The sequence below is a fragment of the Rhodothalassium salexigens DSM 2132 genome (genome assembly GCF_004341375.1).
Lineage (GTDB): Bacteria > Pseudomonadota > Alphaproteobacteria > Sphingomonadales > Rhodothalassiaceae > Rhodothalassium > Rhodothalassium salexigens.
This window is the reverse complement of record NZ_SLXO01000001.1, coordinates 277,438-291,854: the sequence shown is the minus strand read 5'-3', so window position 1 is coordinate 291,854 and position 14,417 is coordinate 277,438. Positions and strand designations below refer to the sequence as shown.

The following is a 14,417-nucleotide window of genomic DNA, read 5'->3' as shown; positions in this document are numbered from 1 at the left end:
CTATAAAATAAGAAATCGCTAATAAAAAAGGGCGTGCATTCTCCGCTTCATGAAGATAGAGGGCGGGTGCCTAAAAATACTGATAAGAAAGGAGATTTTATGATCAAAAAAAGAACCATTTCATTGGCGGCGCTGGCTGCGCTTACCGGTACCTTTGGCAGCGGCAGCGCCTATGGTCAGGTCGAAGAGATCGTCGTGACGGCCACCAAGCGCGTGCAAACCACGCAAGATGTGCCGGTCACCGTGACCGCGCTGGGGGCGGCGCAGTTGCAGGACCTGCGGATTTCCAGCTTCACCGACTATCTCCAGCAGCTGCCCAATGTGACCGCGCAGGGGCGCGGGCCGGGCCAGCAGATCATCACCGTGCGCGGCTTGGGGTCCAGTTCCTTTCCTGTGTTCCTGTCGGGTGCCAACGGCAAGACGCCCAATGTGGCGCTCTATCTGGACGAACAGCCGGTGACCATGCCGGGGCGCAATCTGGACGTCTACGCCACCGACCTGGAGCGGATCGAGGTGCTGCCGGGGCCCCAAGGCACGCTCTTTGGCGCCAGTTCCCAGGCCGGCACGGTGCGTCTGATCACCAAGAAGCCGGTGATGAACCAGTGGCAAGCGGGCTTCAGCGCCACCGTCTCGACCACCAAAGACGGCGAGATGAGCAACAAGCAGGAAGCCTATATCAACGCCCCTGTGGTCGAGGACAAACTGGCCTTCCGGCTGGCGCTGTTCAACGACAGCCAGGGCGGCTACATCGACAATGTGGCCGGGACCAAGGCGCTCGACCCCAGCGTCAACCCGCGCTTTCTGCCCGGCAATGCGGGCCATCAGGCCGGCGCCGACCTGTCGGATGTGACGTTTCTGGACGCCAGCAACACCGACCTGGTGGAAGAGGACTTCAACGACGCGCTCTATCGCGGCCTGCGGCTGAGCGGCAAATGGTTCATCAACGACGCCTGGGACCTGGAAGTGACCCATATGCGTCAGAACCTGGATGCCGACGGCGTGTTCGACTATGACCCGGCGGTCGGCGATCTGGACGTGCGCCGCTATACCGCCGACGAGTTGGGCGAAAAATGGCACAACACCGCCTGGACGCTGACCGGGCGCCTGGCGTTTCTGGAGATGGTCTATACCGGCGGTTATCTGGACCGCGATGTGGACCAGTCGATCGACTATACGGGCTATGCCAATGTGGGGCCCTATATTCCTTATTACATCTGCGACCTGGCGGTGTCTTATCCCGAAGCCGGTCAAGACCCGTCGGGGACGTGTCAGCCGCCCAATCTCAACACCCACAATATTCAGTCGGTCCGGAAACAGACCCACGAGCTGCGCTTCAACACGCCTGAAGACTATCGCCTGAAGGCGACCTTCGGCGCCTTCTACGACCATCTAAAGCTCGAAGACATGGGCGACTTCGGCTATTACGGCTCGCAATATGTGCTCGACCGGGAAGGCCGACGCGGTTTCGCGCAGAACGCGCCGTTGCCCGGCGCGACCACCATCAATCCCAACCCGCGCGACCCGGGCGTGGTGTTCTTCAACGATGTGACCCGCACCGAAGAACAGATCGCGGTGTTCGGCGAGGCCACCTTCGAGGTGGTGCCGGGCCTGTGGGACGTGAGCTTCGGCGCGCGCTGGTTCGACATCGACGTGGACCTGCGCGGCTCGTCGAACACCGGGTTCGGCAATCTGGCCGGCGACGGCGGCGATTCCGACAATGGCAACAATCTCGACCAGCGCCTGGCCGCGTTCCGCCCGGCCGAAGAGCAGGACGTGATCTTCAAGGCCGGCACCACCTTCACACCGACCGACAATCTGTTGTTCTTCTTTACCTGGTCGCAGGGCTTCCGCCCCGGCGGTCTGAACCGCGGCTGTTCGCCCGACACCGAGGTGCCGTGCACCTACGCCACCGACGAACTGACCAACTATGAACTGGGCTGGAAGATCGACCTGTTCGACCGCACCGTGCGCTTCAATGGCGCGGCCTTCTTCATGGATTGGGAAAAGGTCCAGGCGTCGGTGTTCGCGCCCGAGATCGTCGGCTCGAACCTCAACTTCAACGACAATGCCGCCGATGCCGAGGTCTGGGGGATCGAGGGCGACCTGACCTGGGCGGTGACCCAGGGGCTGACGCTCAGCGGCGCGTTCACCTATCTCGACACCGAGATCACCGCGCTCGCCGACACCGGCAGCATCGCCATCGCGCCGGTGGGCAGCGAGCTGTCCACCGCGCCCAACTTCCAGGGCAATCTGCGCGCGCGCTACACCTGGTTCGTGGGCGACTATCAACTGCACACCCAGACCCAGGTGAGCTATGCGTCGAGCGCCTATAGCGACATCGTCCTGGCCGAGCGGCGCAAGATGGACGATTACGCCACCTGGAACCTGTCGGCCGGGGTGCGCAAGGACCGCTGGCGCGCCGAGCTGTTCGCCCAGAACCTGACCGACACCCGGGCCGAGTTGTTCATCTCGACCCAGGACGACAGCCCGCGGACCTTTACCAACCGGCCGCGGACCTGGGGCCTGCGGGTCGGCTACGACTTCTAAGCAGGCAGCACACGCGGCCGATGCAGCGATGCGAAGCGGGGCGGCGCCCAAATGGCGTCGCCCCGTTTCTATGTCCATGCCCCGCGTCCCCGGCGGTGGATCAGGGGCGGCCAAGCGGTGGCGCAAGGGGGACGCGGCAGCGGTTTCACGTCAGCGATACGTGTCGGCCCAGAGATCGTTACGCTTGCATACAATTGCTGACATGAGAAAGGATTGGGTTAGACACTTGATAGTGGCGCCTCGATAGAATATGATTTTTGTATAAGAGCGCAGAATAATAATGAGGATGACGCCCATTTGTCGCCACACGGTCGGCAGCCACGCCGCTTCTATCGTTCGGCGGGCGAGATCCATCCGTTTATTGCCCGGTTGCTTCGCAGCCGGGCCGCGGTCGCAGGGAGGGGCGATTCGGCCGTCGTATCCGCGTTTCCGTCGCTGGTCGGGGTGGGGCGGTGTGTCACGGGTCACATAAATACAACACCGCGACGTTTTTTTGCGCGGTTTGTGGCGTCAGATTGAAAAAGTCCGTGCAATCTCGCTCGTTCGCTCATAGAAGGCGGTCCGCGAAGCAATAACGCTAAGAAAGGATTGCGAATGGTTAGGAAAAGTACGGTCTCGGTGGCCGCACTTGCCGCCCTTACTGGCACGTTTGGCAGCACTGCCGCTTATGGCCAAGTCGAGGAAATCGTCGTTACTGCGACGAAGCGGGTTCAGACTACGCAGGATGCGCCGGTCACCGTGACCGCGCTTGGGTCCGCGCAACTCGAAGATTTGCGCATCAGCAATTTCACCGACTATCTCCAGCAACTCCCCAATGTGACCGCGCAGGGTCGTGGGCCGGGTCAGCAGCTCATCACCGTGCGCGGACTGGGGTCGAGTGCATTCCCGGTCTATCTGTCCGGGGCCAACGGCAAGACGCCCAATGTGGCGCTCTATCTGGACGAACAGCCGGTGACCATGCCGGGGCGCAATCTGGACGTCTACGCCACCGACCTGGAGCGGATCGAGGTGCTGCCCGGGCCGCAAGGCACGCTCTTTGGCGCCAGTTCCCAGGCCGGCACGGTGCGCCTGATCACCAAGAAGCCGGTGATGAACCAGTGGCAAGCGGGCTTCAGCGCCACCGTCTCGACCACCAAAGACGGCGAGATGAGCAACAAGCAGGAAGCCTATATCAACGCCCCTGTGGTCGAGGACAAACTGGCCTTCCGGCTGGCGCTGTTCAATGACAGTCAGGGCGGCTATATCGACAATGTGGCCGGCACCAAGACGCTCGACCCGAGTGTCAATCCGCGTTTCAATCCGGGCCGCACCGGCTTTCAGGCGGGCGCCGACCTGTCGGACGTGGAATTCCTCGAAGCCAGCAACACCGAATATGTCGAGGATGACTTCAACGATGCGCTCTATCGCGGTCTGCGCCTGAGCGGGAAGTGGTTCATCACCGACCAGTGGGATCTGGAAGTGGTCCACATGCGGCAGAATCTCGATGCCGACGGTGTGTTCGACTATGACCCGGCGGTGGGCGATCTGGACGTGCAGCGCTTCTCCTCCGACGAACTGAACGAGAAGTGGCATAACACTGCCTGGACGCTGACCGGACGCCTGAACTTCCTGGAAGTGGTCTATACCGGTGGCTATCTGGACCGTAATGTGGATCAGGTGGTCGACTATACCGGCTATGCCAATGTGGGCCCCTATATCCCGTATTACATCTGTGATCTGGCGGTGACCTACCCGGATGCCGGCGTCGATCCTTCGGGGACCTGTCAGGCGCCCAATCTGGGTGCGCAGAACCTGCAGGATATCACCAAGAACACCCACGAACTGCGCTTCAACACGCCCGATGAGTATCGCCTGAAGGCCACTTTCGGCGTGTTCTACGATGATCTGAAGCTGAAGGACCGGGGCAACTTCCAATATTTCGGCTCGCAATTCGTGCTCGATAAGGAAGGTCGTCGCGGGTTCGCCCAGAACGCGCCGCTGCCGGGTGCGACCACCATCGACCCGAACCCGCGGGATCCGGGCGTCGCCTTCTTCAACGATATCACCCGCACCGAAGAACAGATCGCCGTGTTCGGCGAGGCCACCTTCGAGGTGGTGCCGGGTCTGTGGGATGTGACCTTCGGCGCGCGCTGGTTCGACATCGACGTCAGCCTGGTCGGCTCGTCCAACTTCGCCTTCGGCAATCTGGCCGGCGATGGCGGCGATTCCGACAGCGGCAACAATCTGGATGAAACCCTGGCTGGCTTCCGTCCGGCCGAGGAAAAGGACGTGATCTTCAAGGCCGGCACCACGTTCACGCCGACCGAAGACCTGCTGTTCTTCTTCACCTGGTCGCAAGGTTTCCGCCCCGGCGGCTTGAACCGCGGGTGTGCGCCGGGGTCGACCACCAACACCGTGCCGTGCGCGTTCGAGACCGACGAACTGACCAACTATGAGTTGGGCTGGAAGATCGACCTGTTCGACCGCAATGTCCGGTTCAACGGTGCCGCCTTCTTCATGAAGTGGGACAACATCCAGGCGTCGGTGTTCGCCCCGGAAGTCGTCGGGTCGAACCTGACCTTCAACGACAATGCGGCGGATGCCGAGATCTGGGGTCTCGAAGGCGACCTGACCTGGGCGGTGACCACCGGCCTGACCGTCAGCAGCGCGTTCACGTACCTGAACACCGAGCTGACCGACCTGGCCGAAACCGGCAGCATCGCCATTGCCCCGGTGGGCAGCGAGCTGTCGACGGCGCCGGATTTCCAGGGCAATATCCGCGCCCGCTACACCTGGTTCATGGGTGACTACCAACTGCATGCGCAGACCCAGGTGAACTATTCGTCGAGCGCGTTCAGCGACATCGTGCTGGCCGAACGGCGCAAGATGGACGATTACGCCACCTGGAACCTGTCGGCCGGTATCCGTAAGGACCGTTGGCGGGCCGAACTGTTCGCCCAGAATCTCACTGACACCCGGGCCGAGCTGTTCATCTCCACCCAGGACGATATCCCGCGGATCTTCACCAACCGGCCGCGGACCTGGGGCCTGCGGGTCGGCTACGACTTCTGATCCTTGCCGGGCGTCCGACGCGCCCCATAATCCCCGGGGGCGGCCTGAGCAGGGCCGCCCCTTTCTCGTTCTAACGCCCTTTTGGGTTTTCAGCCGACGACAGCCTTTGCCGATCAAGCCGGCGCATGGGATGATCCGGTTTGGCCGCGAAAGACCCGCGGTTTACACAATGAGCGCGGTTCGGCGATGCATCGACCGTCCAAGGAGGCCATCGGCTCGCCCAACGCGCTGAGGAGACAGCAGATCGTGACGCCCGAGACCGCCGCCCGCCCCGCCGCCGACGCTGACCCGCTCGCCCAGGCGCGCCACTTGTTGCAGGCCGGCCGCCCGGCCGAGGCCGACGCCGCCGCCGCGGCCGTACTCGCCGAACGCCCGGACGACACCGAAGCGCTCTATGTGCAGGCGGTGGCCCGGCGCTTTCTCAAGCACTACGACGAGGCCGCCGCGGTGCTGGCCAAGCTCAAGATGCTGAGCCCGCAATCGGGCCGCGTTCACCAAGAAGACGGCCATCTGCGCCGCGACCGCGGCGACGCGGCCGGTGCGCTGACCGCCTATGAGCGCGCCACAGCCGCCAATCCGGGCCTGATGGCGGCGTGGCGCGAGCAGGCGCGCCTGTTCGCCGCCGCCGGCCAGACCGGCCGCGCGCGCTGGGCCGAGCAACAGGCCGAGCGCCTGGCCGCCCTGCCGCGCGAGTTGGTCTCGGTGACCAGCTTCCTGCACGAGGGCAAGCTGGGCAAGGCCGAGACGCTGTGCCGCCACTTCCTGCAACGCCACCCGCACCATATCGAGGCGATGCGCCTGCTGGCCGAGATCGGCGAGCGGTTCAACGCCCTCGACGAGGCCGAGTTTCTGCTCGAAAGCGCGGCCGAGTTCGACCCCGACAACACCCAGGTGCGGCTCGACTATATCAAGGTGCTGCGCAAGCGTCAGAAGGTGGACGCCGCCCTGGCGCAAGCGCGCATCCTCTATGACCGCGACCCCGACAACCCGGTGTTTCAGTCGAGCCTCGGCATCGAAAGCCAGATCGCCGGCGACACCGACACCGCCCTCGCCATGTTCGACAAGGTGCTGGCCAAGGTGCCCGACGACCCGGTGACCTGGATGTCCAAGGGCCACGCGCTCAAGACCGTCGGCCGCACCGATGAGGCGGTGACCGCCTATCGCGCCGCGTATACCGCCAAGCCCGACCATGGCGACGCCTTTTGGAGCCTCGCCAACCTCAAGACCTATCGCTTCACCGACGCCGAGATGGCGCGCATGGCGGCGCTTGAGGCCGACCCCGAGACGGGCTGGTCCGACCGCGTGCACCTGGGCTTCGCGCTCGGAAAAGCGCATGAAGATGCAGGGGCTTATGAGACGTCGTTCCAGTATTACGACCGCGCCAATGCCCTCAAGCGCGCGCAGAGCAAGTACCGGATCGACCATATGGACGAGGAACTGGCCGCCCAGGCGGCGGTTTGCACGGCCGAGCTGTTCGAGAGCCGCGCCGGCCAAGGCGATCCCGCCCCCGATCCGATTTTCATCGTCGGTCTGCCGCGCGCCGGCTCGACGCTGATCGAACAGATCCTGGCCTCGCACTCCGCGGTCGACGGCACCATGGAACTGGCGTCGATTCTGTCGCTGTCGCACGGTTTGCGCAAACGCCAGCGGATCACCGCCGACAGCCCCTATCCGCGCGTGCTCCACGACCTGCCGGCGGACCGACTGGCCGAACTCGGCCGCGCCTATCTGGACGAAACCCGCGTCCACCGCGGTTCGGCGCCCTTCTTCACCGACAAGATGCCGAACAATTTCCGTCACTTGGGGCTGATCGCGCTGATCCTGCCCAACGCCAAGATCATCGACGCCCGGCGCCACCCCATGGCCTGCTGTTTCTCTGGCTTCAAACAACTGTTCGCCGAGGGCCAGGAGTTCACCTACGGGCTGGAGCGCGTGGGCCGCTATTACCGTGGCTATGTGGATCTGATGGACCACTGGGACCGGGTGCTGCCCGGGCGCATTCTGCGCGTCCAGCACGAGGATGTGGTCGCCGACCTCGAAGGCCAGGTGCGCCGGCTGCTCGACTTCTGCGGCCTGCCGTTCGAGACCGCCTGTGTGGACTTCCACAAGACCCGCCGGGCGGTGCGCACCGCCAGTTCCGAGCAGGTGCGCCAGCCGATCAACACCGACGGCCTGGAAGCCTGGCAGCGCTTCGAGCCGTGGCTCGATCCGCTGAAACAGGCGCTTGGCCCGGCGCTCACGGACTATCGCCGCGACCGCTAAAGCCCTGCTGCGGGCTGCGATCGGCGCCCGTCGCGCGCGCGAGCGTTGCCCGCACGCAACAGCGGCCGGATTCCCGCCATGGCTGTGTCGAAAAAGGGCAGGGCACGTTTTAAGCTTGATGTATATCAACGCTGTGCGGCCTAAGACCTTTAGGCAGAAAGCATCAGCGACAGACATACGGAGTGCCTTGCCCATGTTCCTCTCACGCTTCTGGCCGCTTGCCGGCTGTGCCCTGTCCATGGCGATCACCGCGTCGGCCGGTCCGGCCCTGGCCCAGGACAGCTTCGTCCAAGCCGGCGATATCGTCATCCGCGCCCGCGGCATCGTCGTCGAGCCCGACGAGGGCGCCGACATCGACCCCATCGGCGGCTCGGTGGATATCGAGACCGCGGTGATGCCCGAGCTCGATTTCAGCTATTTCTTCACCGACCGCCTGGCTGTCGAACTGATCGCGGCGGTGACCCCGCACGATGTGACCGCCACCGGCACCGCGCTCGGCGACGTGCCGCTTGGCGAATTGCTGCTGCTGCCGCCGACGCTGACCGCGCAGTACCACCTGCCGGTGACCAAGCGGTTCAAGCCCTATGTGGGCGCCGGCATCAACGTCACCTTCTTCATCGACGAGGACGCCGCCGGCGGCGCGGTGACCAGCATCGACGCCGACACCAGCGTCGGCGCCGCCCTCCAGGCGGGCTTCGACTATCAGATCAGCGGGCCGTGGATGGTCAATCTGGACGTCAAGCGGCTGTTCCTCGACACCGATGTGAGCATCAATGGCGGCGGTATCACCGCCGACGTGGACATCAACCCGTGGATCTTCGGTTTCGGCGTCGGCTACCGGTTCTGACCGACGGCCCCCGGCGATCCAGGCTTTGGGCCGGGCGGCGTGCGGTTGGCGCCGCCGCCCGGTACCGTCTCGACCGCCGGCGCGGGGGGTGCCCAGCTTGTTTTAAGAAGTTTTTTAACCCTTGTCGGGGATCGTTTCGGCACAGCCTTAGAGAAGCTTAACCATACATGCGGAGCCGTTGCCGTGTCCGATCGATCCGTCTCCACCGACCTTGCGGCGGTGCTCGACGCACTGTTCGACGGCCAGTCCCCCGACCTGGCCACCCTGGACGGCCGCAGCCGTGCCCTGGTCGAACGCGTCCAGACGCTGGCCCGCGACCGTCGTCTCTTGGACGAGCAGCTTAGTCTCTATTTCGAACATTCGGGTGTCGGGCTGTTCGACCATATCCTGGACGAAACCCGGCTGGCGCCGGGGCAGCCTCAGACCACCTATTCGGCGGAGATGCGGCGTATGCTGGGCTATCGTGATGAAACCGATTTCCCAAATGAATTCAGCTCTTTTTCCAATAGTCTTCATCCTGACGATAAGGAACGTGTCGAGGCCGCCTTCGCCGCCCACCTGATGGACAAGACCGATCGGACGCCATTCGACATCCGCTATCGACTGCGGCGCAAGACCGGCGAGTTTATCTGGGTGCGAGCGTTGTGCGGCACGCGCCGTGACCGCGACGGCAACCCGTTGCGCGCCTGCGGCTCCACCTTCGATATCGACACCGAAAAGCGCCGGTCCGATCTGTTGGAGACCTTGCTGGAGCGAACGCGGGCGACGCTCGACGACGCGCGTTCAGCGGTGACGGTGGTGGAAAGCGGTGTCGAGCAGGTCCAGGCGATCCGCCAGGCGGTCGACGCCATGGCCGATCTGTCGACCCAGATCAGCCAGTTGACCGGCGAGATTCAGGCGATCGCCAAACAGACCAACCTGCTGGCTCTGAATGCCACCATCGAGGCGGCGCGGGCCGGCGAAGCGGGGCGCGGGTTCGCGGTCGTCGCCGGCGAGGTCAAGGCGCTGGCCAAGAACAGCCACCAGATGGCCGACCGGATCACCGACCTGGTCGACCAGTCGGTGACCACTTCGAAGGGCGCGGGCAAGGGGGCAAGCGGCGTGATCACGGCGATGGACGACATCCGCACAGCGACCGAGACGGTCAAAACCGCGCTTGAAACGCTCGACCGGGAGATGTCCCGCTGACCTGTCGGCCGCCGCGCGCGGGCCTTGGCGTGTTCGGCCCGCGCGCTTTATTTGAGGGTTTCGACGGTTTTTTCCGATAGCGTCGGCAGCCGGACCGTGGCGGTGGTGCCCATGCCCGGTTCGCTTTCCAGGTGCAGGGTGCCGTGTTGCAGATCGATCAGCGCGCGGGCCAGGGGCAGGCCGAGGCCGGTGCCCTCGTGGTGGCGGCTGAGCGACGAGTCCACCTGGCCGAAGGGCGTCATCGCCCGGGCCAGGTCCGCCTTCGACATGCCGATGCCGGTATCGGCCACCTGGATTTCGACCATTTCGTCGTCGACGGCGGCGGCGCGGATTTCCACCCGACCGCCCGATGGCGTGAACTTTACCGCGTTCGACAGCAGGTTGAGCATAACCTGCTTGAGCCGCACCGGGTCGGCCAGCACGTCGAGCCCGGGATCGTGCGGCTTGACCGAAACGCGCACACCGGCCTGTTGCGCCTTTTCGCCGATCAACCGCACGCAGGTGTCGAAAACACCGCCGACCGGCACGGGTAGGGTATCGACCGCCAGGTGGCCCGCCTCTAGCTTGGACAGGTCGAGGATCTCGTTGATGATCGACAACAGATGGCGGCCGGCATTGAGGATGTCGTTGCTGTAGTCGCGATATTGAGGGGTGCCCAGCGGGCCGAACGCTTCGGTCTGCATGACCTCGGCAAACCCGATGATCGCGTTCAAGGGCGTGCGCAGTTCGTGGCTCATATTGGCGAGAAACTCCGACTTGGCGCGGTTGGCCAACTCGGCGTGCTGGCGACTGGCTTCCAATTGGCGTTCCTGGCGGCGGCGTTCGGTGGCGTCGTGGGCGACCAGAAGAATATAGGTGTCGCCCTCATAGTCGAGCGTCGTCGCCGATACCGACAGGTCCAGGATCTGGCCGTCGCGTCGGCGTGCGCGCATGGACAGGTCTTGGACCGTGCCATCCCGGAGCAGGCAGGCGATCAACCGCTCGCGCGGATTGTCCGGCGACCAGATGCCGATGTCGTCTGGCGTGAAACCAATCACCTCCTCGCGGCGATAGCCGAGTGATTGGGTGAAGGTATCGTTGATAAAGCGATAGGTGCCGTCCTCGAACCGGGTCAGGGTGATGATTTCGGGCGACAATTCAAAAATGCGCTGGAACAGCAACTCGGTCTCGGTGCGCGCGCGGTCGGCATCGCGCCGGGCGGTGACGTCGACGAAGCTGGCCAGGATCGCCGGCCCGCCGGGCCAGGACAGGATCGTCTCGGCGTGGCAATTGACCCACAGGCAGCGGCCTTTATCGCTCACCAAACGGAAATCGTAAGGCGCCGCCGTGACCCGACGCCCGGTCATCCGGTCGGCGATGTTGCCCATCACCTCGGCGCGGTCGTCGGGATGCACGAAATGGCTGACCGATTGCAGGCGTTGCACATCTTCCGGGCGGCTCATGCCCAACATCGAGGCCATGCGCGGATTGGCATACAGAACCTCATCATCTCTCAGCACCACGATGCCCTCTGCGGCCTTTTCCGCGAGTTCGCGAAAGCGGCCGATTTCGCTGAATTGGGCCGTGATATCGTGGCCGACCAGCACCGCCCGGTCGGGCGCTTCCGCGCCCGCCGGGGTGAGATGGGCCTCAAGGCAGACGGTGGGGCCCGTCGCATCGCCGGCCGAATCGCTCAGCGACAGGGTCACCTGTTCGCGCAGCATCGTGCCGCCGATGACCGCCGCGGCCGCCTTGCCAAGCGCCTTTCGATCGCCGCCGCGCAGGCAAACGGGCAACTCAGCGGGCAGGGCCTCGGCGGCGGGCGATAAGGCGGACAGCGCGGGCGGTCCCGACACCCAGAACAGGCGGGCGTCGGCGTCGAGCAACGCCACCCATGCCTGAGGCATATGGGCCGCCAGGGCCCGAAGCCGGGTCAGAACGGCTGCCGGGATCTCTGGCTCGGCCCTCGGCTTGTCGCCGGGTGCGCTTGGCGTTGAGGTCGACAGCATCGGCTCCTTCCGCTCGCGGCATGCGGGAGATCGCGTGTCCTTCGCTACAGCCTGGGCAATCTGCGGCCCGGCTGCCTGTCGGCTTTGTTTTTACCCGCTTTGCCTTAAAAAACTCGACCGCAAGGATCAAGAAAAAACCGTAAATTTATGTGAACGGCACGACCGCCCATGCACCTACCGCGTGCAAGTCCTCAGGGCGACGCCCTGCCACGGACCCGTGCGCGCGCTGCGGCAGCCTGCCGCTGGGTTGGGTTGCCACATGCCGCTGTCGCGCCGCACCCATTAGCTCCAAGGCCTTTCAATCAAGGAGGCTTTTGTGGCGCAACCCTCGCACATCGATGTCCCGCACATCATCAAATGGAGCTTGGCGGTTCCGGTTTTCGCAGTTTGGCCGTTCGTCTCGGTGTTCCCGGTGATCGGGTTGTTCAGCCCGCCGATCACGGTCTGGACGATTACCATCAACTTGGCGTTCGCGGCATCGTCGATGATTGGCGTTTTCATGGCCAGCGTGGCGCTCAGCTTTCTCCAGGCCGGCACCGAGCCCGGGCGGCGGGTGTCCGTCGGTGACCTGGGTGTCGGCCGACTGGCCCTGTTCGGCCTTGGCTGGCTGACCGTCTATGGCCTCTACACCACCATGTGGACCGGCGGCGCCTGAGGCGGCACCGTTGACCGCAGGTCATCCCAACAAATCGCCCGGGGCCGGCCCGCTCTGACCGGGCCGGCCCCGCGCCTTGCCGGTGCGTCGCCTGGGCGGTGCGGTCGATCCATTTCGCCGCATCAGCGGCGGCGCCGGCACACCGCCGCAACGATGGCCCCGGATCGGCGCTAGCACGCGTCGCGAGCGCCGTCGCAGCGCGCGGCGAGCGTGGCGATAGATCTGTCAAGTCCCTGTGCGTGCAGTATGGCCCTCAACGGGCGGGGGCGTATGGCGGATGGGGTGGGATTCGAACCCACGGAGGCTTGCGCCTCGGCGGTTTTCAAGACCGCTGCAATCGACCACTCTGCCACCCATCCAAGACCCCCCGATCTAGCCCAGCCGGGCCCCGGCCGTAAAGGTCCGCCATCATCTTGCCGCATCGCCGGCGTCAGGTGGCCCCGGGCGACGGCACCCGCCGTGTGAAACCGGCTTTCGGCGTCTTGTCATCGCCGGCCCGTCAGTCCAAATTGGCGCCCGGTTCTCGCCCATGCCCCATAAAGGATGATCAAGGCCCGATGCCCATGCGTTTGACCCGTTCGCCCGCTATGCTGTTCGCCGTGTTGACCGGCCTTGCCCTCGGCCCGGTCCCGTCAGGCCCGGCCGAAGCCTGGGCGGCCCCCCAACACGCCGCGCCTGAGGGGCCGGCTGAGGGCACACCCGACACCGGGGCCGAGACCGAAGCTCAGGCCGCGCCTGGCGAAACCGGCCAAGCCCAAAAAGCTGGCCCTAAAGTCGCGTCCGAAGCCGACGCTACCGCCGATACCACCGGACCGTCGGCGGATGCGCCGGGCGACGGCCGGCCGAGTTTCCAGCAATGGCTGGCCGATGTGCGCGCCGAGGCGGCCAAGCGTGGCATCGCCCAGGCGGTGGTCGACGCCGCCCTGGGCGATGTGCAGCAACTCGAACGGGTGGTGCGCCGCGACCGCAATCAGGCCGAGTTCGTCGAGACCTACCAGCAATATCTCGACAAGCGGGTCTCCGACTGGCGGATCGAGAAGGGCCGCGAGATGGCCGCCAAGCATGGCGACCTGCTGCGCGAGGTGGCCGCCGCCTATAATGTCCAGCCGCGCTTCATCGCCGCGATCTGGGGCATGGAAACCAATTACGGCCTGGTCGATCCGGGCTATCGGTTGTTCGACGCGGTGGCGACGCTGGCTTACGACCCGCGCCGCTCGGGCTTCTATCGGCGCGAGCTGTTCGCCGCCCTGGAGATCCTCGACCAGGGCTATGCGACCCTCGATCAGATGAAAAGCTCCTATGGCGGCGCCATGGGCCAGCCGCAGTTTCTGCCCAGCGCCTATCTGCGCCTGGCCGAGGATTTCGACGGCGACGGCCGGCGCAATATCTGGACCTCGCAGGCCGATGTGTTCGCGTCGATCGCCAATTATCTGGCGCGTTCGGGCTGGCGCTCGGACATCACCTGGGGCCGGGCGGTGCAGGTGCCGGCGGGTGTGCGCACGGCGGCGGCCAAGCTTGACCAGGCGCCGGCCCCCGGCCGTTGCGCGCGCTACAAGAGCCTGGAACAGACGCTGCGCATCGAGCAGTGGCAACAGATCGGCGTGCGCAAGGCCGATGGCAGCGACCTGCCGGGGCGCAATCTGGCCGCAGCCTTGATCGTTGACGATGACCGCCCCGAGCGCGGCTGGCTGGTCTATCAGAATTTCTGCACCACCATGGCTTATAATGCCGCGTTCAAGTATGCCCTCGGTGTCGGCCTCTTGTCGGACAAGCTGTGGCCGGTGTTGCGCTGAGGGCGGCACCGACCGGGGCTGGGCGGCAGGCGAGGCCGGCGCGCGGGCAGGGCGCCCGTGTGGGAGTATCCGAAGGCATGACGGGC

General features: G+C 64.9%; 8 protein-coding genes and 1 tRNA gene. 7 read left to right on the top strand and 2 right to left on the bottom strand.

The window, feature by feature from the left end:
- Nucleotides 1-99 precede the first annotated feature (99 nt).
- The 5 genes from EV659_RS01235 (at nucleotide 100) to EV659_RS15110 (ending at nucleotide 9,895) form a co-directional block, all read left to right on the top strand.
- On the top strand, nucleotides 100-2,547 hold the full coding sequence (locus EV659_RS01235) for a TonB-dependent receptor (protein WP_132706722.1): 2,448 nt from the start codon (nucleotides 100-102) through the stop codon (nucleotides 2,545-2,547).
- 594 nt (nucleotides 2,548-3,141) lie between these two features.
- The gene (locus EV659_RS01230) at nucleotides 3,142-5,598 is read left to right on the top strand and encodes a TonB-dependent receptor (protein WP_132706720.1); all 2,457 of its coding nucleotides are present in this window, start codon (nucleotides 3,142-3,144) and stop codon (nucleotides 5,596-5,598) included.
- A gap of 186 nt (nucleotides 5,599-5,784) precedes the next feature.
- The gene (locus EV659_RS01225) at nucleotides 5,785-7,860 is read left to right on the top strand and encodes a tetratricopeptide repeat-containing sulfotransferase family protein (protein ID WP_132706718.1); all 2,076 of its coding nucleotides are present in this window, start codon (nucleotides 5,785-5,787) and stop codon (nucleotides 7,858-7,860) included.
- A 193-nt stretch (nucleotides 7,861-8,053) separates the two neighbouring features.
- On the top strand, nucleotides 8,054-8,707 hold the full coding sequence (locus EV659_RS01220) for an OmpW/AlkL family protein (protein ID WP_132706717.1): 654 nt from the start codon (nucleotides 8,054-8,056) through the stop codon (nucleotides 8,705-8,707).
- 183 nt (nucleotides 8,708-8,890) lie between these two features.
- A complete protein-coding gene (locus EV659_RS15110; protein ID WP_132706715.1) occupies nucleotides 8,891-9,895 on the top strand; it encodes a methyl-accepting chemotaxis protein in 1,005 nt (334 codons plus the stop codon).
- Nucleotides 9,896-9,942: 47 nt separating this feature from the next.
- On the opposite strand, the gene EV659_RS01210 is transcribed toward EV659_RS15110, so the two are convergent.
- On the bottom strand, nucleotides 9,943-11,781 hold the full coding sequence (locus EV659_RS01210; RefSeq protein ID WP_165878640.1) for a PAS domain-containing hybrid sensor histidine kinase/response regulator: 1,839 nt from the start codon (nucleotides 11,779-11,781) through the stop codon (nucleotides 9,943-9,945).
- A 418-nt stretch (nucleotides 11,782-12,199) separates the two neighbouring features.
- On the opposite strand from EV659_RS01210, the gene EV659_RS01205 reads away from it, so the two are divergent.
- Nucleotides 12,200-12,538: a hypothetical protein gene (locus tag EV659_RS01205; RefSeq protein WP_132706711.1), complete on the top strand. Its 339-nt coding sequence runs from the start codon at nucleotides 12,200-12,202 to the stop codon at nucleotides 12,536-12,538.
- Between the two features lie 271 nt (nucleotides 12,539-12,809).
- Here EV659_RS01205 and EV659_RS01200 read toward each other — a convergent pair.
- Nucleotides 12,810-12,897, bottom strand: a tRNA-Ser gene (locus EV659_RS01200).
- Nucleotides 12,898-13,101: 204 nt separating this feature from the next.
- Here EV659_RS01200 and EV659_RS01195 point away from each other — a divergent pair.
- Nucleotides 13,102-14,331: a lytic murein transglycosylase gene (locus EV659_RS01195; RefSeq protein WP_165878639.1), complete on the top strand. Its 1,230-nt coding sequence runs from the start codon at nucleotides 13,102-13,104 to the stop codon at nucleotides 14,329-14,331.
- The last annotated feature ends 86 nt before the right edge of the window (nucleotides 14,332-14,417 follow it).

Excerpts from the sequence above, each read along its gene's own strand:
- EV659_RS01235 (WP_132706722.1), top strand. The coding sequence starts at position 100 with ATGATCAAAAAAAGAACCATTTCATTGGCGGCGCTGGCTGCGCTTACC.
- EV659_RS01230 (WP_132706720.1), top strand. The coding sequence starts at position 3,142 with ATGGTTAGGAAAAGTACGGTCTCGGTGGCCGCACTTGCCGCCCTTACT.
- EV659_RS01225 (WP_132706718.1), top strand. The coding sequence starts at position 5,785 with ATGCATCGACCGTCCAAGGAGGCCATCGGCTCGCCCAACGCGCTGAGG.
- EV659_RS01220 (WP_132706717.1), top strand. The coding sequence starts at position 8,054 with ATGTTCCTCTCACGCTTCTGGCCGCTTGCCGGCTGTGCCCTGTCCATG.
- EV659_RS01210 (WP_165878640.1), bottom strand. The coding sequence starts at position 11,781 with ATGCCTCAGGCATGGGTGGCGTTGCTCGACGCCGACGCCCGCCTGTTC.
- EV659_RS01195 (WP_165878639.1), top strand. The coding sequence starts at position 13,102 with ATGCGTTTGACCCGTTCGCCCGCTATGCTGTTCGCCGTGTTGACCGGC.